A 19,969-nucleotide genomic window follows, 5' to 3' on the forward strand; every position below is an offset into this window, starting at 1 on the left:
GATCATTTATGAAGAAGTATATAAATTTTCCCAACTGCCTGATGCTGATCGCCCTGGGGTTTGTGACGTTCATGTCCTGCGAAAAAGTGCCCATCGGTTACATCAGCGACCAGATCCGTTACGTGAACGATACGTTCCGCATACCGAGGGGTACCAATTATAAAAGCAACCCGCAGGCCTTTGAGCTGGACGGCTCCAACTATCCCATCAGCGTAAAACTGCTGGAAGTGAGGGACCTGGCCACCGGCAAACCCACCGATGTGTTCAACGAGCCGCATGAGGTATATATCTGGAATGCGCTGTTTAATGTTGATACGGATACCACGGTAGCCCTTTTGAACAAAAAAAGGAACAAACAGAACGTGCCTTCCCTCGAAATCGTGGAAAAGTCCGGCCAGCTGATCCTCAACGAAGGCTCACTGGACATTCCTGTCGGCAAATACGCCTTTGATATACAGGTGACCAACGGCAGCGGTGTTAAGACGTTCAAGAACATTTCCGTTATCGAAATGCTCGACCAGCCTTTTGAAGACAAAGGGACCGGCTGCGCATATTTCATAGACGGTACAAACACGAGCGGCGACATCGCCATCCCCACCATGACGTACAAAAAGATCTCCGGAGACGGTTACCAGGTGCGTCTGAAGGTGGTGGACAAAAATGGGCTGGCGTTCAACCCAAAACTGGGAGAGCTGCAAAAGCGCGGTGACAGGCCGTTATTCGAAACCTACGCCAAGTTCAACCCGGTGGAATACACCGATACGACCATGATCTGCAACTATGAACTGACACCTTTCCCGATCCTGGAGGCCCCGGGTTACGGTTACCTGATGTATTACCGCATCCCCAGCAACAAAGTGATCATTGACCCGGGAGTAACCCCGAATGTTCCCGGTCAGACTTACAACGTGAACCCCCGTTGGGCTTTCCGTTTGCTGGTGAAAGGAACATATGAGGTAACGGTAAGGTTACCGAAGGTGACGCGAAAACCTTAGAGAGAGCGCTAATATCTCAATCAGACAGAATCGCCTGGCCGTTTGGTCGGGCGGTTTTGTTTATGAAAAAAATAAAGGCTCCGGGAGGCGAAGCCTTTATAATGTTATTGGCGGGAATAGGCTTGCGCAAACTCATTGGCAAAAGATTCCAGGCCGCGTTTTCCCCATACTTTCTGTGCATACCGGCTGTAGTGTTTGTCCAGCACGCCTTCACGGATGGCAATCCCCATATCGATGAGATAATGCTGTGCTATATCGCGTGAGAGCCCCCTGGCAGTCAGCGCTTCCAGCAGCTGCTCATCCGGGAACTGTACCCATTGCAGCTCCGGGCGATCTACAGCCTCGCCGAGTATCCCGGCAATCTCTTTTCCTGTCTTACGGTCGCTGGAGATATAAAGCACTTCCTTTCCCCGGAATGCACGGGTTTGAAGCGCATCCGCCGCGGCTTCGGCAATATCCTGCGGATGGCTCATTACCATGGCGGTGGAGGCAGCGAAATTGTTGCCGATGATACACTGGTGACGGATCAGGTCGATGCTGCCGTAGAGGTTCGTATAAAAAAGACCGGGCCGCAGGTGCAGGATATTTGTATCCGGCAGGTGGTTGAGATGATCTTCCATATTCTGAAACCCTTCCAGCGGGGCGCTGCCGGCGAGCGGAGAAGCGGCGCTGCTGAGGTTGACCACATATTTTACGCCGCCTGACCGGATCGCTTCCGCATAGCTGTTCTGTACATTCCGGACAAATGTGTTATAATCCGCCGCGCCGGGATTGGGCGGTATCATGGTATAGATGGCGTCCGCCCCTGAGAATGCCCGGTGGAGGAAGGCGCTGTCTTCCAGCGACCCGATCGCGGGCCAGGCTTTTATGGCTTCTATTTGTGCTGCGCGTTCAGGCTGATGGCTGATGAGGGTTACGTTGTGCCCTTGCCCGATAAGGATTTCCGCGATCCTGCCGCTGATGTTCCCAATGGAACCGGTGAGAGTGATATGCATAATTTTGTTGTTTGGTTATTTACTTATGCAAAAGTATCTTTGTACTTACTTTTTGACAAGTACTTACCCTAAAGTATGTATACCCATGACGAAGGTTAAAGAAAGCTCCACCATCCAGCTGAACAAACAAACGGCGCTCCAGTTGTGCCCGATCACCTACCTGATGGAGAAGATCGGGGGTTACTGGAAACCGATCATTTTGTTCCACCTGTTATCCGGCAGCAAACGTTACAGCGAATTAAAAAAAGCGATACCGCATGTCACGGAAAAAATGCTGGTGCAGCATCTCAAACAACTGGAATCGGACGGACTGGTATCGCGCGTGTCGCTGCCCGTGGTGCCGCCGCATGTCACGTACAGCCTGAGCGATAAGGGCATGGCGCTGCGGCCCGTGCTGCATGCTATGGCGAACTGGGCGATTGCGGACGGAAAAAAGATGAAGAAACCATTGTTCCGGACGATGAAGGAATTCCCAGTGAAATGATCCTGCGGGATTTTAAATGACTTCCCGGGATTTTACCGCGCTGATGTTTCCCACCGGTTTCACCTGATTTACTACATGCAGCCGAAACGGCGTGTTAAACAGGATATGCTGAAATATTTCCTCTATGAAAAAAGGGCTGACCATCCGGCCAGCCCTTTGTATTAAATGAAGTAGGGAATTAATATCCGTCGTTCTGTCTCAAACCCGGCTCCACCTTGAGGCTGTTCTCGTGGAACGGCCAGAGGTAGTTGTTGGGCCTGAAGGCGCGGTCTTCCACTTTCAGGGTAGTCATCTGCCCGTTCAGCATGCGGGAGTGGCCCATAGCTGGCTGATTCAGCACGGTTTCGGCGATCTTCCAGCGGATGATGTCGTCGTAGCGGCGTCCTTCGCCAGCCAGTTCAATGCGGCGTTCGTTGCGGATCAGCGCGATCCATTGCTGCTGTGAGTAGCCGGCATATTTAGTCAGGGTCACATCGGCGGCTGTCATGTCCAGCCCGCCGCGCCTGCGGATATCATTGATGTTGGTTTTGGTAAGGGCATCCACCTGGTTCAGCATGATCTTCGCTTCGGCGTACGTCAGCAGTACTTCGGCGTAACGGATGAAGGGGAAATGCATGTTGCCGCCGGTTTTAAATGCGTCGGTCACGTCCACGAACTTCTTGTACCAGAAGCCTGAGCGGCTGGCGCGGGCATTCTCGTAGTACATGGGGTTGTTCGGGTCGTAGATGTTGATCGGCTCGTTCACGAAAATATCACCGGGAATGAATATACTGGCCGCCAACCGCGGGTCACGGTTCAGTTTGGGATTAAGCTCGTATTCCTGTTTGGTGTGCAACTGGCTTTGATCGATCGGATCGCCTTGCAGTGTCCAGTAGGAATCTATCAGGGCTTTCAGCGGCACCACGAAGGACTGCCCGTTGCCGGTGCGGTACTGTGGGGCCAGGTGCTGAAACGATTGGGTGGCGGAGTTGTTATGGCTTTGCATATCCATTTCCAGGATGAACTCCTTGTTGGTCTTGTCTGCCTTATAACTGAACAGGTCCCCATATACAGGGTGCAGCTGGTATTTATTCGAGTCCATGATCTCTTTGGCTAGGCGGGCCGCCAGTTCATACCGTTCGAAATACAGCGCGTAACGCATGATCATCGCTTTCATGGAATAGCGGTTGAACATGTAAGCGTCGGAACCATACTCGTCCGGGGGCAGTTTGTTGGCCACGGCTTCGGCCAATGGGAACAGTTCATTAAGGATATCTTCTTTAGGCCTGGAAGGCTGCAGGGCAGATTCTAGGTCAGCGGGCTCCAGGTAGAACGGCACGCTTCCCCAGCGGGCTACCAGCTCGAAGTAGTGCCAGGCGCGGATACCTTCCAGGACGCCACGGTATTTTTCACGCACGGCTTCGTCTTCCACATAAGGAATGTCAGCATTGGCGATGAACACGTTGAGACGGCCCAGGTGTTTCATGTGCAGCTCGTAGTGGTAAAGGAATGCCGCAGTGTTGGAGTTGAAGTTGCCGTTAGCGATCCTTTGGTGGTGATGGTTTTCTGTACGGCTGTAGGCATCGTCTGATTTGCCGTCTTCCATATAAGGAAGCCTTTGCAGCACGGTGTGATTGGTATATACGTCGTACATGCTGGAATATACTACGCGGCGGAGGTCTTCTTCCGTATTGAAGAACTCGGAGAATTTTGTGGCTGTCGGGTCACTCTTGTCGAGGAACTTCTCGCATCCCGTTAAGGCAGTAAGCAGGAGGGAGGCATAAATTAATTTCTTCATATTCATATTCGGCGAATAAGTTGATTAGAACATTGTGGCTTTTAATCCGATGCTGAAGTTGGCCATGCGGGGATAGTTCCCATTGCCGCCGTTACGCTCTGGCTCGAGGCCTTCCCAGTTGGTGAAGGTGATAGCGTCCTGCGCGTTCACATAGATGCGCACGTTGCGGATCTGTGAGCCGATCCTTGGAATGGTATAGCCCAGCTGGATCATTTTGACGCGAAAGTAAGCGGCGTTGCTCAGCCATACGTCAGACAGGTTGGTATTGGTGGACGTGCCGGTCCAAACGCGCGGGAAGCGGCTGTTGGGATTTTCAGGCGTCCAGCGGTTGTCTGCATAGTACTGGCGGGGTGCCCCGAGAGCGTTGGTGGCGCCGTCTACGAGTACGGGATAACCTTCCATGCCGTTAAGGCGGCCGGTGCGTTCGCCTACGCCCTGGCCAAGCACGGCAAAGTCCCAACGTTTATAGCTAAGGTTCAGGTTAACGGAATAATTCATGTGCGGGTACGGATCACCGAGGTTCACGCGGTCTTCGTTGTTGATCACGCCGTCTTTGTTCTGGTCTACATAACGGATGTCGCCGGGAAGGGTGTTCGGAAATCTCGCCGGAGAACCTTCCACCTCTGCCGCATCGCGGTAAAAACCATCTGCCTTGTAGCCATAATAGTTATCCAGGGCGATGCCACGGTACCAGACCTTATCGTTGTTGTCTTTAAAGATCAGCGTATCGTTGGCTTTATAACCGGCTTTCATTATTTCGTTGCGGTTGTCGAAGAGCATACCGCCGATGCTGTATTTGAGATCACCGATATTGTCGCTCCAGGTGGCAGACAGCTCAAAACCTTTATTGTCCACCTCACCGATGTTCACGGCCGATTCCAGTGTGTGTGAGCCGGTAAGCGGTGGTACGGGGAAGTCGGAATAGATCAGGTCGAAGGAGTGTTTCTTATACACGTCGGCGGTAATGGTCAGGCGGTTGTCGAGCAAAGTTGCTTCCATCCCAAGGTTAGCCTGCTTTTGTTTTTCCCAGGAGAACGCGGGATTGGGAAGGCGCATGGTCCAGCCCCAGGTGTTCACGATCTCTTCCCAGAGGTAAGGGTCTACGTTTTCATTACCGATAAGGCCATAGGAAACACGGAACTTCAGGTTGTTTAATTTGCCGGACCGCACGATCGGCTTCATGAAGTTTTCGTTGGTCACGTTCCAGGCCAATGCCCCGGAGGGGAAGAAGCCCCAGCGGTTGCCCGGTGCGAACTTGCTGCTGCCGTCTGCACGGGGCGTAAATTCAAGGATATATCGGTTGTCGAAAGAGTAGTTCAGTTTGCCGAAGAAGGAAGATTTGCTCACTTCCCGGAAATCAGTATAGTTCCAGCTCATTGCTTCCGCACCGGCGGTAAAGTAGATCTTGTCTTTACCACGGCGAAGGCTGCTGGTATAATTAGCGAGTACGCGGCCGGTCACCTGGCTGGTGCTTACTCTCTGCAATGCGTCTACAATGTTGCCCCAGGTGGTTACCGGTTTACCATTGCCGTCGTAGAACTTGAAGGTAGCACGCTTCCACTTTTCAGCGGATTTGGTGATGAGGTAAGACACGTTGCCCTCAATATTGAGGTTTTTGTTGATGTTATACTTCGGGCGCAGGTTAATAGCGCTATGATCATGCAGGTAGTTCCTGATACCGCCGCGTTCGATGGAGGCCGCGGGGTTGAGGTTGTTATGCAGGATGTAATGCTCCGGGATGTTCTGCCCCCGGTCGTCTTCATAGAACAGCTGCTGGGAGGCGTTCATTTTCCAGGCATCGGCGTAAAGGCTGTTGCCATTATCATTGGCAAACAGGCGGTCCACCTGCAGGCGGTGCGCATAGAAGTCTGCAAGGAGTACGAACTTGTCCGCGATATTGATATTGGTATTAAAACGAGCGGAATATTTCCGGGAGCCTTCAATGTTGTTAAGGCCATTTTCGCGGAGGTGGCCCAGCATCAGGTTGAAGGTGCCCACGCCGCCGCCGCCGGATACGCTCAGGGCGGTGTTCTGTGAGTTGGAATTTCGTTGCATTACCTCGTCCAGCCAGTCTACGCTGGGGATTTGGCCGCTTTCCATTTTACGGATGGAATCCGCGGAGAAGGTAGGCGTCTGGCCCTGGAGTGTGCGGGCTTCGTTGTTCAGCCGCATGTACTCCGCGCCATTTACGAACTTTGGCAGATCGATAGGTTTCTGGATGGCGTACCAGGTGTTCAGGTCCACTTTGAACTTGCCGGTGGTGCCCCTTTCCGTTTCGATGATGATCACCCCGTTTGCGCCGCGTGAGCCGTACATGGAGGCGGAGGCGGCGTCTTTCAGGATGGTGATGCTTTTTACCTGGTTAGGGTCAATGTCCGTAAGGGACTGTTCCATACCGTCCACGATCACCAGCGGTTCCGCATTCTGCAGGGTGCTGATACCGCGGATGGAAATAGTGCCGGGCACAGCGCCGGGAAGGTTGGTTCCCTGCTGCATGGTCACGCCCGCAATAGTGCCGGAGAAGGCTTCCTGCAATTTAATGACCGGGCGCGTTTTGGCCTGTTTCATATCCATCTGGGCAACGGAAGAGGCAACGTGCTGGCGTTCTACTTTGGAAAAACCCATTACCACTACGGCATTGAGGTCTTTTCCGCCTTGCAGCAGCCGCACGTTCAAAACAGTTTCCCGGCCCACTGTCACTTCCCGGTCCTGAAAACCGATGGAGGTGAAGATAAGGACGGCATTGTCATTCGGCACCTGGATGGCATAACGCCCATCGCCGCCCGCGGCGGTCCCGATATTGGTGCCTTTTACGAGCACGGTTGCGCCCGGTACGGGACTGCCGGACGAATCCGCGACACTGCCCGTAATCGTCCGCTGCTGGGCCTGGGCCTGTAGCATGCAGAACAGAAACGATGAGAATAAGAGTAAATACTTCATATTTAGGGTGGTTGAAGGTTCGGGAAAAAAAATAGCATGGCTCCGCCCGGGCCGCCAGCGTCATTGATGCCGGACGGCGGTAAATTATCATTACAAACAAAATACGGATGAGCTATGGGCTTAAGTTCCCTGAGCGAGCATAGGTGTGCCTGGCTATTGTCCTTTTAAAGTATTCCTGACTTTGCTGGTCCAATCAGTTTATCTGCTGGTTTCGAAAGCGATCAATTTTTTACAAGTAGTTATTATCTTTTTTGCTTTTCTTTAACTTTCCAATGCGTAAAATCCTCAAATAATTGTCGTATGCAGTTCCAATATGCGTACTATTTTCGCTAAAGAGTAAAGTTTTTTGACTTTTTACTCAATGAAAAAACCTTTTTGAAGATATTTTAAGAAGTCTTCGTGGGAATGACAAAAAATTTGAAGAAATGAACGTCCATTTATTGAATAAATCGTTATTCTGGTTTCAGAAAAACAATAATCGAAAGCAAGAGCAACTGAAATATAAGCTTTTGCAACACTTATATACCAGTGGCCCTTCGCCAGTCGCCATGCTCTGCGACACATTAAGCATTTCCACTCCTACCGCGGTGAAGCTCCTTTCGGAGATGAACCGGGAAAAGATCGTCGAGAAAAAAGGACAGGGAGAATCCATCGGGGGAAGGCGGCCTGATCTTTTTCGTTTACGCAGGCACGTACTGTTTGTGCTTTGTATAGACATCGAGCTGTTTAAAACCAGCATGGTGATCGTGGATAATAACAACAATTTTATCACGCAGGTGAAATCGGTGGCTGTACCGCTTTCCCGCAACCGGAGCGCTTTTTTTGAAAGCCTGCTGGTGCACGTACGCGAACTGATCGACTCCGCCAATATCGGTTCCGGCTGGCTGATCGGGTGCAGCATCGGCATGCCCGGGCTGATCAACACACAGTCCGGCGAAAACTTCAGCTACCTGCTGGACGAAACCGGCCGCATGAGCCTGCGTGAGGCGTTTGAGCAACACCTGGGCCTGCCCGTAGTGATCCAGAATGATGTAAAAGGCTCTGCACTCGCTGAGCTCCGGGTAGGCCACGCGAAAGGCAAAAAAAATGTGCTGGTCATCCTCATGGACTGGGGCATTGGCCTGGGGATCATTATGGACGGGAAAGTGCAGCAGGGCAGTTCCGGTTTTTCCGGTGAAATGGGGCATATGCCCTTCGCGGAAAACGGTGAATTATGTTACTGCGGGAAACATGGCTGCCTCGAAACGGTCGCCTCCGGCATGACACTGTCCAAGATCGCCAGGCAGGGTATCCTCTCCGGCCAGAACTCCATCATCAACGATCTGTCGAATAAAGAAGTGTACCGCATCGAAACGGAGCTGATCATCCGCGCGGCGAACAACGGCGACCAGTATTCCATCCAGCTGCTGTCCAATATCGGTACCAACCTCGGCAAAGGAATTTCCATTCTCATACAGCTCTTCAACCCGGAACTGGTGATCCTTAGCGGAAAGATCGCAGCCGCGCGACAGTATATCACGCTGCCGATGCAGCAGGCGATCAATACATATTGTATGACGCAGATACGTGAAAAAACACAGATCGTAAGCTCTGAACTGGGCGACCAGTCCCGCCTGCTGGGATATGCCGCCGAAGGCATCAGCCAGTTCTTCGACGCGATGATCGCCCAGGCGAAAGCGGGGTGATCAATATTCTCATTTCAATTCCCTGTCAATCACCGGCGCCAGCGCTTGCGCCCATGCACGGTAACCTGCGGGTAAAAGATGAATACCATCGTTTGAATAAAGCCGCCTGTTGATGTTGCCATCCGGCTGGATAAATGTTTCAGCCAGGGGGAGATAGGTTACGCCGGTTATCCGGAACTGGCTGATAATTGCCTGCGTGCGGTCATATTTTATACGGCGCATCTCGTCCTTCGTAAGCCCGGCGGGTAGCGGGCCGATCAATATTACGCGGGTAGCAGGCATATTCGTGCGCAACCAGCCGAGGATTGTTTTGATTCCTTCAGCAACCTCTTCCGGCCCGTCGTCCGGAAAATTGTTGACCCCGATGGTAAGCACCGCCAGTTTTGGCGCCGCGTGCCTGTAACTGCCGTTTTGCAGGCGCCAAAGCACGTTTTGCGTACGGTCTCCGCTGATGCCCGCGCATTCCCAGCTCAGGCCTTTTAATATTGAGTCGAATACGGCAAATCCCGGGCGGTAAGTGGTGCCGGTCCGGTGTCCGCCAATGCCTTGCGTGATCGAGTTGCCGATGAAAAGTACGTCCAGGTTACGGGAGGCATGCAGGAGGCTGTCAATGTCCGCATGTTGTGCCCACCAGTCTTTGCCTTCTTTCCATCCGGCGCCGGACCGGTATTCGCTGCCGGGGGCAGGCAGTGCCGCGAAATTGATCTTTCGTCCGGCGGCCTGCAACGCAGCGGACAGCGGAGTCCCGGGCCTTACAATGGGTACGTGGCCGGAAAATCCTTTGGCCAGCATCTTCTTCCGCAATTCCGGCAAAGTGTCCTGAGAACAAATAATATGAAATCCTCTTTCCAGCAAAGCAACTGCCGTGAGGGTATCGTAAGGCTCGCCGGTCAGCCAGGCCCAGGGCAGGCCTTTTGCCGCCCTTTGCGGGCGGATGGCGCGGCCGGTTGTCCCTTTCCAGGTGAACAATCCTGATCGGTATCCCGGGAACCCCTTGTTATCCTGTTTTGCGTTTAAGGGTATGAAAATATTGATCCCGCCTACCGGTTGCATTTTGACGGTTTCATATAAACGGCGCGCAATGACAGTAGCGCCAAGAGAGGAGAGATGTGTTTTGTCCTGGAAAAATTCCTGTTTTTCAGCCATAAGCTGGTGCAGGTCCACGGTTTCGTTACCCGTAAGCAATGCCGCACGACGAATCTCCCGGGCAAATGTTTCCGTCACCCGCAGGCTGTCTGCCGGTAATACAGGCGGAAGCAACAAAACAATCCGCGGATTTTCATGCAGTGCTCCGAATACACGCACCAGCTCCTGGTATTCGTGCATGGCCGCGTTGAGGCCGGAACCTCCGGGGATGTTGCCAAAACCGACCAGCACAACGTCCGGCCGGTATTGCAGCGCCTGCCGCCAGGAACGGCTGTTATTCCCGCTAATAAACGAACTGTCAGTTCCGAAATTCCTGACTGTATATCCGCTTCCCAACATGTTTTGCAGCTGCGCCGGGTAGTTGTTCTTTTCCCGGTTGGCCATTCCTGTCCCCGAGGTCATGCCATCGCCGATGCAGGCAACCCGTATGGGTTGTTGCGCCGATGTTGCAATGGTAACCATAGAAAGAATGAATAGAAGAAAATTCTTTTGCATGCGTCGGTGTTATTCGAAGAAATCCAGTTCGGCAATGGCCAGTGATTTGCTGGCGGCGGCGGTTTCTGTTGCGTCAATGCGTACAAAACGCGCGGTAACGGAATCGGGAAAGTAGTGGTAGCGGGTCACCGGATCGTTGACCAGGTTGCCGAATGTAAACGTATCTGCCTGCCGCCATGTTTGCCCGTCCAGGCTTACCATCAGCACTCCTTTCGCCATCATGCCTTCGGCATGTACGGTCTGCGGTGTGTAAGCAAATCCTTTGAGCTGATGTTCCGCGCCGAGATCAATGGTAATGGAATGCGGCCCGTCATCGGTTGTCTGCCAGAATGTTTTCCTGTTTGCATCGCTCACTGCGGAAGCGGGCCGTTTGTCCCGTTCGCTGCTGGCCGCCGTTATGCGCCAGTTTTGTTTCGTGATGCCGATAGCCTGGCTGAACGTGGGGCTTTTGTCTTTGGCCTGCACCGAAATGGCTTTCACTTCGCCGGATGGCATATGGAACGGCCCGGTGTATTTGGCTGAATGCAACGAAGGCTCGGAGCCGTCGGTAGTGTAGAAAATATCGAAGTTTGCGCCGAGGTTCTTTACAGCATCCTCGCCATGTGGTTTCCAGTTGAACTCCTGCTGCACCGGCGCGATGGTTACCATCCCGCTTGCGGACTGACTGATGGCGAGCTGCGGCGGCCGGTTTTTGTAATAATGCGCGGAAATATGATTGATCGCCGGAGGAAAACGAGATTCCAGGATACGCAGCCTGAAGCGGCTGGCAGTTACATCCGGGAAACGCAGGATGCGTTTGTAGCCAATGTTCGCAGATACGGCCATCTCTTCCCACCGGCCATCTTTCCAGGCGTCTACCCCAAATTTTTCCACCCGCTCTCCATCGGTGCTTACAGCCTCCTGTATCGTTATACGGTTGATGGTAACGGCTGCGGGTGTTGTGATTTCGATAGCGCCGGTGGTATCAGGAAGGCGGAGGGCGGTGGTGGTTTTATCATCGAGTACGGCCTGTGGGCCCTTTGCATTGCGGAACAGGCTGGCGCCATAGGTTTGCCGGATGCGGCGGCCTGTTTCTATCAGCACGGCTGAATCTGCCGGGGAAAAACGGCCGTCGCGGTTGGGCGGGATATTGAGCAGAAAAGTTGAATTGCCGCCTGCGGAGCGTTCGTAAATATCGAACACATCGTCCGCGCTACGTACTTTCTGCCGGGTATCGTCACGGTAAAACCATCCTTCACGGATGGACGTGTTGGTTTCTGCCTGCTGGTAATGAAGGTACCTGGCGCCATACAGGTCTTCGCGGCTGCCTACCGTAGGCGCCGTCAGGTCCGCAAAACTGTTCGCCCGGGCAGGATCTTCCTGGTAAGGTATCACGTTCCACTCCGCCGCCCGTGTTTTACCGGATTCGTTGCCACACCACCGCACATCTTCTTTTCCGAATATTACCGCTTTGGGCGCAAGGGTATGAATGAGCTGTTTCCAGGCCTGGTAATTGTATTGCTGGCCGCCTTTTGTTTTGGGATGTGCGCCATCAAACCATACTTCATGCACAGGGCCATATTCGGTCAGCAGTTCAAACAGCTGGTTCAGGAAATATTCATTGTAATCATCCACCACAAATTCAAAGGTTGTTTTATTTCGGAAAGGGCGACCTGGCACAGCACGCGGGATCGTTCTTTTCGTATATGCGCTGAGGTTGCCGTACAAACCTTTAGGATCTTCAATCTGGTAAAGGTCCGCAGGCGAGAGATAAACACCGAGCTTTAGCCCGTATTTTTTACAGGAGGCGGCTAGGTCGCGGAGAATGTCTCCTTTGCCGCCCCGGAAACCGGTGGACATGATCCCATGCGCCGTGTAGCGGCTCTGCCACAGCACAAAACCATCATGGTGCTTCACCGTAATTATGACCATTTTCATCCCGGCCGCTTTCATGGCGGCGCACCACTGGTCTGTATCCAGGTGCTGTAATGCAAAGATGGCCGGGTCTTCTTTCCCGGTGCCCCATTCCATGCGTGTAAAGGTATTGGGCCCGAAATGAATGAAGGCGATAAATTCATTTTGCAACGCGGCATACTGGTTGGCAGTAGGTACTACATGAGCCGCTTTGCGGATGATATCCGCCGGGGCGTCCGCAGCATCCACGGCTATCGTATTGCGGGCGGGCACATCGGCCTGCTGTGCCTGCGCCTGCAGCATGGCTGTAGTAAATAATATAAGGATCGCTTTTTTCATACAAAACAATAAAGAGATATGTAAAGATATACCACTACTCAATAAGAACGGAACTAATTGCCTGCCCCGAATTCACTAATCGCTGGCTGATTCGGCCTGCCCATTCTTCATCTGTAAAAGTGCCCCTATTAAAATGCAGCATAACGCAGCGGCCGGGTATGCCCTCAATTTTACAGCATATCCCGTGTTAAATTTTACCAGAATTGGTATGGATTTATGCAATATCGGCGCGATATGCGGCCACTGCTAATTTAGCATTACTATCAGCTAATTATGCGGTATTATTTTTCAAAAAGGAGGTGTAGCTTTAGTATGACTTGTTTCTATGCACAGTGAACTGACAACATTCGACACGTTTTGGAAAACAGGTGACATGGAGTCCTTTAAACGGTTGATGAAATCGTTTGGCCCCATGCTTCATTATTTTGCCGGCAGCATCGTTGAAAATGCGCAGGAAGCCGAAGAGATTGTGTCCGACGTATTCATTAAAGTCTGGCAGCAGCGGCAGCACTTTCCTCCCCCCGACAATGTCCGTTATTACCTGCTCACTGCCGTAAAAAATACCGCGCTCAACTATCTCAAGGGAAAAGGCCGGCGGGCCGCGCATTACGCGGCATGGGAAGTACAGGTAAGCCGCCGCAACGACCATAGCCCCGAAGAGATCCTGATCAGCAAAGAAGATATCCGCTCCATCCAGAATATTATCGGCCAGCTGCCGCCCCGGTGCCGGCAGATATTTATATTGGTAAAGGAAGAAGGTCTTACGTACGAAGAAGTGGCCCAGCTGCTGGATATCTCAAAAGCCACTGTGAACGTACAGATGACGCTCGCCCTCAAAAAGATATGGGCAGCCCTCACACCCGCCCTCCGGGTATCCCACTCCTGAATTTTTTTTCCGGTTCCTTAATTGTTTTCATTTTAGCCGTTGTCTACTTATTAACAGCGCATATATACTGGTTGTAAATGTCCAATCGATTTTGGGAATTATTAGGGCTTTACTGGCGAAACGAGATTTCGAAGGAAGAGATGGCCGAGCTGGAGCAACTGTTGCTGGAGCACCCGGAAGCCTGGTTGAAATCCGGCCAGCTGAACCAGCTTTCTTTTACAAAGAAACCTGTAATGGATGAGGCTGCCGCTGAAAGTCTGGCCGATAACGTATTAGAACGGATAGCCGCAATGGATGCGGACGCCGCTCTTCCGGCGCCACCTCCGAAAAGGCGGCCGGCCGGGAAACTGTGGATAGCGGCCTGCTGCCTGCTGCTGGTTGCCGGCGGGATTTATTTTTCCGGCATCCTGTCTCCCGCTGAACTGAAAGTGGTGACCACCGATGCCGGCATGAAAACGCGCATCCGCCTGTCCGACGGCACCATGATGTGGCTCAATGCCGGCAGTACGGTAAAATATCCGCAGAAGTTCGGGAAAACGGCGCGTGAAGTGTACCTGAGCGGAGAAGCCTATTTTGATGTGACGCAGGATGCGAACCGGCCTTTCATTATTCATACCGACAAAATGAATATCAGGGTATTGGGCACTTCTTTTAACGTACGTTCTTACAAAGATGAAAAATTCTCGGAAACAGCATTGATATCCGGCGCGGTGGAAGTAACGGTACAGGAAGCAGGCGCTGTGCGCAGGGTATTGCTGAAACCCAGGGAAAAGCTGGTGGTGCGGGAACCGGCGGATGTAAAAACAAAAGGCGGGAAAGACAAAACGGCTGGCGAACCTCAAAACGTCATTGAACAAACAAAGATATCGGTAGTGCCTTCGCCGGACAGCAGCCTGGTGATTGAAACCGCCTGGCTGAGCAACCAGCTGATATTTCAGAACGAAACAATGGAATCCATCTCACGGCGTATGGAACGCTGGTATGGAACAACGATCATAATTGAAAAACCTGAGCTTTCCACGTTGAGGTTCAGCGGCCGGGCAGACAATTTACCGCTGGAAAAATTGCTGTCTGTATTAAGAGAGATCCAGCCGTTTGAATATACCGTACAGGGCGATACAGTAATTATAAGATGACCCTGCACGTGTGAACAACCAGAAGAAAAACTTAATCTAAATACGGATGATATTCTACGTCAGTAAAATCAGGGGAAGCCCTGCAGGGAAAGGTATGCCCTGACAAGTTCATTGAACTGCGAAAGATCATTCTTTCCGCATATTTATCAGCACCCAACTACAGTTATGAAAAAATCTACTACTTTCCTCTTCCGCGTACCGGCCGGGCACATCCGCCAGCTCATGCACCAGGTGAAATTTACAGCGGTGCTGCTGCTGTTGTTCTTCAACGCTTCTGCCGCCGGTTATTCCCAAACGACGCTCTCCGTTTCTTTTTCCAAAACAGAAGTGGAAAAAGTTTTCCAGTACCTGGAAAAGAAAACGGGCTACGTATTTTATTACAGCAATAACGAAGTGGAGCAGCTGCCTAAGCTGAGCCTCCGGATGGAAAATGCCCCTTTCTCCCGGATACTGGATTCCATTGCGGGTATCACCGGGTTGCACTACGTGATCGTGGACAGCAAAATGGTGGTGTTCAAAAAATCGCCCGCACAGGCCCGCGCGCAAAAAGTAACAGGCAGGGTAATTGATGAGAACGGCAACCCGCTGCCTAATATCACCGTGCAGATCAAAGGCACGATGACGGGCGCGCTGACGAAGGAAGACGGTACTTTTACGCTGGACGTTCCCACAGGCGCCGTGCTCGTAATATCCGCAATAGGTTACCTGAAACAGGAAATAGCCGTGGAGGGACGCACCACGCTGGATGTTCGCCTGAAACAGGATGTAGCCGGCCTGAACGAAGTAGTGGTAGTGGGTTACGGCACACAGGAAAAACATAAACTCACCAGCGCCGTTGCCACCGTGAGCGGGGCTGAGCTGAACAAACGCGTGGCCACCAACCCCGTGAGCCTGCTGCAGGGGCAATTGCCCGGCCTGCAGGTAACGCAGGGCTCGGGGGAACCGGGCAATGAAAACCTGCTGCTGCGCATCCGCGGCGTCAGTACCTTCAGCGGCGCGGGCAATGATCCGCTCGTGATCGTGGACGGGCTGCCCGGCAGCATGAGCGTGCTGAACCCTAACGACATTGAATCCGTGTCCGTATTAAAAGACGCTGCTTCGGCGGCCATCTACGGTTCCCGTGGCGCGAACGGTGTGATCGTCGTAAAAACAAAAAAAGGAAGGGGCACGGGCTTTTCGCTGGAGTATGGTTATAACCTCGGCATCTCCCAGGCCACCAAGATCCCGGAAACCATTACGAACTCCGCCGAATTTATGGAGCTATACAACGAAGCGCGTACCAACTCCGGCCTGGCGCCGCTATACACACAGCAGCAGATAGACCTCTACCGGAACGCCACCGACCGTGTAAAATACCCCAATCATAACTGGCTGGACGATCTGTTCCGCACAGCTTACACACAGAATCATTACCTGAACATGAGCGGCGGGCGCGAGAACGTCGGTTATAGCCTGGGCATTGGTGTGAACCTGCAACCGGGCGTGATGATCGGCTTCGACTATAAAAAATATACGCTGGACCTGGGGCTGAGCTCCAAAGTGAACAAACGCGTGACGCTGGGCACAAACATCCAGTTCCGCTATGGCAACCGCAAATTCCCTCCACAGGGTGCCGGGGATATGTTCCTCTCCACGCTCGCACAGTCGCCGCTATACCCGCCCCGCGCACCCGATGGCCGCTGGATCAAACGGGCATATAACAACGAGCAGGGAAACAAAAATACGGTGGCCATCGTCGGGGAAGACGTGATCGTCCGTTCAAACGACTATTACGCCCAGGGCAACCTTTCCGTTGATGTGGATATCATAGACGGACTGAAATGGGAAAACAGGGCGGGGATGAACTATAATTCAATCCGCAACAACGACTTCAGGCCCACCGTACCCACTTTTTTTTATAACGACATGAGCCCCGCCGGCCTGCTGGATGTAGGTACACCCGGCCTTAACATCAGCGACCGCGGGAATATCTATACGGTTTATTACAGCCAGTTTACCTACAAAAAAAGTTTCGGTGTACACAATCTGAACGCGCTGGCCGGCTACCAGCAGGAACATAACAAAGCCGAAGAATTAAATGCCAGCCGTAATCAATTCCCCACAAACCTGCTGCGTGAGCTGAACGCCGGCCCGGCAGACGGGCAGACGAACAGCGGCACTTCCAGCGAATGGGGCATCCGGTCCTTCTACGGCAATGCCAATTATGATTACAAAGACAAATACCTGTTCGGCGGAAGCCTGCGGTACGACGGTACTTCCCGTCTTCCTTCAGACAGCCGCTGGGGTCTCTTTTATTCTTTCTCCGGCGCATGGCGTGTGTCTGAGGAAAATTTCCTCAAAAATGTACCCTGGCTGAATGACCTGAAGCTCCGTGCTTCCTGGGGAGAACTGGGCAACCAGAACATTGGTAACTACCCTTACCAGGCTACGCTGGACAGCCGGCCATATGTATTCGGCGGCACTATTTCGAACGGCTTTTCCGCCAGCTCGCTCACGGATCCGAACCTTACCTGGGAAACCACCCGTGTACTGGATATCGGCATCAACCTGACCGTTTTTGACAACCGGCTCAATTTCACCGCGGACTGGTTCAACAAATATACTTTCGACATCCTGAGAAGTTCCCAGGTGCCTTTATGGCTGGGGCTGAACGCACCCACCATCAACAACGGGGCTGTGCGCAACAAAGGATTTGAGTTTAATATCCAGTACAACGACCGCATCGGCAAAGATTTCAGCTACAACATCAGCGCGAACCTGCAAACGTATAAGAACACGCTGGAAGAATTCGGCAAACGCGAGATCGGCGGAACCACGATCCGCGAGGAAGGGCATGAACTGGACGGTTATTATCTCTATGAATGGGGCGGCATCTTCCAGTCCACCGAAGACATTTCCAAATGGCCTAAACAACCCGTAACGCCCACGCCGGGCGATCTTAAGATCAACGATGTAAAGGCGGACAACAAGATCGACGATCAGGACCGCACTTATGTAAAAGGAAAATACCCCGCATTCCAGTATGCGTTTAACCTGGGGCTGAACTGGCGTGATTTTGATCTGAGCGCACAATTCTATGGCTCGCAGGGGCAGAAGATCTATGTGAACGGCTGGGGCATTGAGCCCTTCAGGCAGGGCTCCGTACCTACCACGGCCTGGCGGAACCGCTGGACGCCCACCAATCCTACTAACGAGATGCCGAAGATATATGTAGCGGATTCATACGCGCCCGTACAGAATTATGCGTCCACTTATTTCCTGAAAGACGCATCGTTCATACGCCTGCGCAACCTGCAGCTGGGTTATAACATGCCGCAGGCGATGATCAGCCGGGTGGGCCTGAAGTCCCTCCGTTTATACGCCAGCGCGGACAATGTATTTACCATCAGCAAGTACCCCGGCCTCGATCCCGAGCGCACCGGCGATGGCAATTACGTTACCTATCCGCAAACCAAAACATTCACTTTCGGCGCCATGGTCCGCTTTTAATTCAACCCGTCAAATTATCAGCATATGAAAAAGTATCAGCAATATCTCGTTCTGCTCCTGTGTTTTGCATTTACGGTGCTGCCGGGCTGCAAAAAGGGTTTTCTGGATGTTACGCCTCCTGACAGGTTATCGTCTGCCGTTTTCTGGAAAACGGAGGCCGACGCAGACCTGGCATTGACAGGCCTGTACAATTATCTTTACGCCGGTGGCGGCGGTTATGCCACATCTATGTTTACGGTATTCTCCTGGGATAATTTTACCGACGATTCTTACGGTCAATATAACTACGGCGGCGGCCAGGCCGCATTGTCCTCCGGTATTACGCCGCAGTCCGGTGATTTTGTGTACAATTATTATCTCAATTGTTACAGGGCCATTGCGGCTTCCAACAATTTTCTCGCGAATGTGGAGAAGGTGCTGAGCGGTGACAAGCTGGCCCGTTACAAAGGAGAAGCGCATTTTATCCGGGCCTTCAATTATTTTTGGCTCGCCCAGCTATATGGCAATACGGTCATCACCACGGATGATCCTTTTACCGAGGATTTCAGCGCGGTGAAAGCAAAATCCACGAAAGCCGAGGTATTGGCGCTGGTGGAATCAGACCTGGATGCGGCCATTGCAGTACTGCCGGATGTTGCTTATGGGGACGGGCATGCCACCAAAACTACTGCACAGGGATACAAAGTGCGCGCGCTGCTGTTCCAGAAAAAGTACCCGGAAGCCGCCGCGCTGGCGCAGCAAATCATCACAGGCAAAAAGTACATCCTATATGCGAACTATGCGGGGAATTTTCACAAACCCGACCAGAACAACAGCAAAGAGATCATGTTTTCCGTGAAATACCTGCGCCCGAACATCCTGCATCAGGATGTGGCCGTAGCAGTGCATCTGCAACGCTGGAAGGGCGAGCTGGCCACACAGGACCTGATCGATGAATATGAAGCGGCGGATGGAAAAGATACCGCGTCTTCAGCCGTATATGTAAAAGGCAAACCGTATGAGAACCGTGATCCGCGTATGCGCATGACCTTCTTTTTCCCGGGGGATACCAAAACGCAGGGCTGGCCGTTCACAGGCGCGCTCGCCGTGGCTACGCCGGGGAAAGACAGCTGGCTGGAAGGATATTACGCGGTGAAAAAATGGCTGGATCCCTCGCTGGTAGACCCTGACTACGGCACCATAGATGACGGTGATTTTGTATTGCTTCGTTATGCGGACGTGCTGCTGATGTACGCCGAAGCGCAGAATGAAGCAGCAGGCCCGGACGCCGGTGTATACAGTGCCATGAAGGAAGTGAGGAACCGGGTGAATATGCCGGACCTTCCCGCCGGCCTGGACAAGGATGCCATGCGTGCGCGCATCCGGCATGAAAGGAGAGTGGAATTTGCCCTGGAAGGCCTGCGTTACTTCGACCTGAGAAGGTGGGGCATAGCGCGGGAAAAACTGAACGGCTTCGTAAAGAATCCACGGGAGCCGAACATCAAAACAAAATATGAAGCGCATTACGATCTGTGGCCTATTCCACAGACGGAGATAGACCGGAATGCGCCGGTGCTGGAGCAGAATCCTGATTATTGATAACCCCGGTATTTTTTAGGAAAGGAGAGTAGTTTGAAAAGGGCCGGCTTTTGCCGGTCTTTTTTTATCCGGAAAATACATGACTGCATCTTCGCGGGAAGACGAGGAAATTGTTTGGCACACATTGTATG

The 19,969-nt window shown here is 52.5% G+C and carries 12 protein-coding genes; 7 read left to right on the plus strand and 5 right to left on the minus strand.

Annotated features, from left to right (window positions below; all coding sequences use genetic code 11):
* Positions 1 to 8: 8 nt before the first annotated feature.
* Entirely contained in the window at positions 9 to 995 is a 987-nt protein-coding gene (locus tag EG028_RS26275; protein ID WP_120519278.1) for a DUF5007 domain-containing protein, read from the plus strand.
* A gap of 104 nt (positions 996 to 1,099) precedes the next feature.
* Here EG028_RS26275 and EG028_RS26280 read toward each other — a convergent pair whose 3' ends face one another.
* Entirely contained in the window at positions 1,100 to 1,990 is an 891-nt protein-coding gene (locus EG028_RS26280; RefSeq protein WP_120519277.1) for an NAD(P)H-binding protein, read from the minus strand.
* A gap of 85 nt (positions 1,991 to 2,075) precedes the next feature.
* Here EG028_RS26280 and EG028_RS26285 point away from each other — a divergent pair, with 85 nt between their 5' ends.
* Positions 2,076 to 2,474: a winged helix-turn-helix transcriptional regulator gene (locus EG028_RS26285; RefSeq protein WP_120519276.1), complete on the plus strand. Its 399-nt coding sequence runs from the start codon at positions 2,076 to 2,078 to the stop codon at positions 2,472 to 2,474.
* Positions 2,475 to 2,652: 178 nt separating this feature from the next.
* Here the strand turns inward: EG028_RS26285 and EG028_RS26290 are convergent, their stop codons facing one another.
* Positions 2,653 to 4,251, minus strand: a complete 1,599-nt coding sequence (locus EG028_RS26290) for a RagB/SusD family nutrient uptake outer membrane protein (protein WP_120519294.1) — start codon at positions 4,249 to 4,251, stop codon at positions 2,653 to 2,655.
* Positions 4,252 to 4,275: 24 nt separating this feature from the next.
* Positions 4,276 to 7,191: a SusC/RagA family TonB-linked outer membrane protein gene (locus tag EG028_RS26295; RefSeq protein ID WP_120519275.1), complete on the minus strand. Its 2,916-nt coding sequence runs from the start codon at positions 7,189 to 7,191 to the stop codon at positions 4,276 to 4,278.
* Positions 7,192 to 7,700: 509 nt separating this feature from the next.
* On the opposite strand from EG028_RS26295, the gene EG028_RS26300 reads away from it, so the two are divergent.
* The gene (locus tag EG028_RS26300; protein WP_241559223.1) at positions 7,701 to 8,876 is read left to right on the plus strand and encodes an ROK family protein; all 1,176 of its coding nucleotides are present in this window, start codon (positions 7,701 to 7,703) and stop codon (positions 8,874 to 8,876) included.
* 9 nt (positions 8,877 to 8,885) lie between these two features.
* Here EG028_RS26300 and EG028_RS26305 read toward each other — a convergent pair whose 3' ends face one another.
* Positions 8,886 to 10,484, minus strand: a complete 1,599-nt coding sequence (locus EG028_RS26305) for a GDSL-type esterase/lipase family protein (RefSeq protein WP_221198115.1) — start codon at positions 10,482 to 10,484, stop codon at positions 8,886 to 8,888.
* Between the two features lie 42 nt (positions 10,485 to 10,526).
* Positions 10,527 to 12,749: an alpha-L-fucosidase gene (locus tag EG028_RS26310; protein WP_120519272.1), complete on the minus strand. Its 2,223-nt coding sequence runs from the start codon at positions 12,747 to 12,749 to the stop codon at positions 10,527 to 10,529.
* Positions 12,750 to 13,122: 373 nt separating this feature from the next.
* On the opposite strand from EG028_RS26310, the gene EG028_RS26315 reads away from it, so the two are divergent.
* The 4 genes from EG028_RS26315 to EG028_RS26330 all read left to right on the plus strand — a co-directional run bounded on the left by EG028_RS26315 (position 13,123) and on the right by EG028_RS26330 (position 19,838).
* On the plus strand, positions 13,123 to 13,635 hold the full coding sequence (locus EG028_RS26315) for an RNA polymerase sigma-70 factor (RefSeq protein ID WP_162946642.1): 513 nt from the start codon (positions 13,123 to 13,125) through the stop codon (positions 13,633 to 13,635).
* Positions 13,636 to 13,712: 77 nt separating this feature from the next.
* Positions 13,713 to 14,771, plus strand: coding sequence for a FecR family protein (locus EG028_RS26320; RefSeq protein WP_120519270.1), 1,059 nt, complete (start codon positions 13,713 to 13,715; stop codon positions 14,769 to 14,771).
* A 165-nt stretch (positions 14,772 to 14,936) separates the two neighbouring features.
* Positions 14,937 to 18,260 (plus strand): SusC/RagA family TonB-linked outer membrane protein, encoded by a 3,324-nt coding sequence (locus EG028_RS26325; protein WP_120519269.1) that lies wholly within the window; start codon positions 14,937 to 14,939, stop codon positions 18,258 to 18,260.
* Between the two features lie 24 nt (positions 18,261 to 18,284).
* Positions 18,285 to 19,838, plus strand: a complete 1,554-nt coding sequence (locus EG028_RS26330) for a RagB/SusD family nutrient uptake outer membrane protein (protein ID WP_120519268.1) — start codon at positions 18,285 to 18,287, stop codon at positions 19,836 to 19,838.
* The last annotated feature ends 131 nt before the right edge of the window (positions 19,839 to 19,969 follow it).

This window comes from Chitinophaga barathri, assembly GCF_003807585.1.
GTDB lineage: Bacteria > Bacteroidota > Bacteroidia > Chitinophagales > Chitinophagaceae > Chitinophaga > Chitinophaga barathri.

Bases quoted from the DNA above. Each gene is read 5' to 3' on its own strand.
- EG028_RS26275 (WP_120519278.1), top strand. From the start codon at position 9: ATGAAGAAGTATATAAATTTTCCCAACTGCCTGATGCTGATCGCCCTG.
- EG028_RS26280 (WP_120519277.1), bottom strand. From the start codon at position 1,990: ATGCATATCACTCTCACCGGTTCCATTGGGAACATCAGCGGCAGGATC.
- EG028_RS26285 (WP_120519276.1), top strand. From the start codon at position 2,076: ATGACGAAGGTTAAAGAAAGCTCCACCATCCAGCTGAACAAACAAACG.
- EG028_RS26290 (WP_120519294.1), bottom strand. From the start codon at position 4,251: ATGAAGAAATTAATTTATGCCTCCCTCCTGCTTACTGCCTTAACGGGA.
- EG028_RS26295 (WP_120519275.1), bottom strand. From the start codon at position 7,191: ATGAAGTATTTACTCTTATTCTCATCGTTTCTGTTCTGCATGCTACAG.
- EG028_RS26305 (WP_221198115.1), bottom strand. From the start codon at position 10,484: ATGGTTACCATTGCAACATCGGCGCAACAACCCATACGGGTTGCCTGC.
- EG028_RS26310 (WP_120519272.1), bottom strand. From the start codon at position 12,749: ATGAAAAAAGCGATCCTTATATTATTTACTACAGCCATGCTGCAGGCG.
- EG028_RS26315 (WP_162946642.1), top strand. From the start codon at position 13,123: ATGGAGTCCTTTAAACGGTTGATGAAATCGTTTGGCCCCATGCTTCAT.
- EG028_RS26320 (WP_120519270.1), top strand. From the start codon at position 13,713: ATGTCCAATCGATTTTGGGAATTATTAGGGCTTTACTGGCGAAACGAG.
- EG028_RS26325 (WP_120519269.1), top strand. From the start codon at position 14,937: ATGAAAAAATCTACTACTTTCCTCTTCCGCGTACCGGCCGGGCACATC.
- EG028_RS26330 (WP_120519268.1), top strand. From the start codon at position 18,285: ATGAAAAAGTATCAGCAATATCTCGTTCTGCTCCTGTGTTTTGCATTT.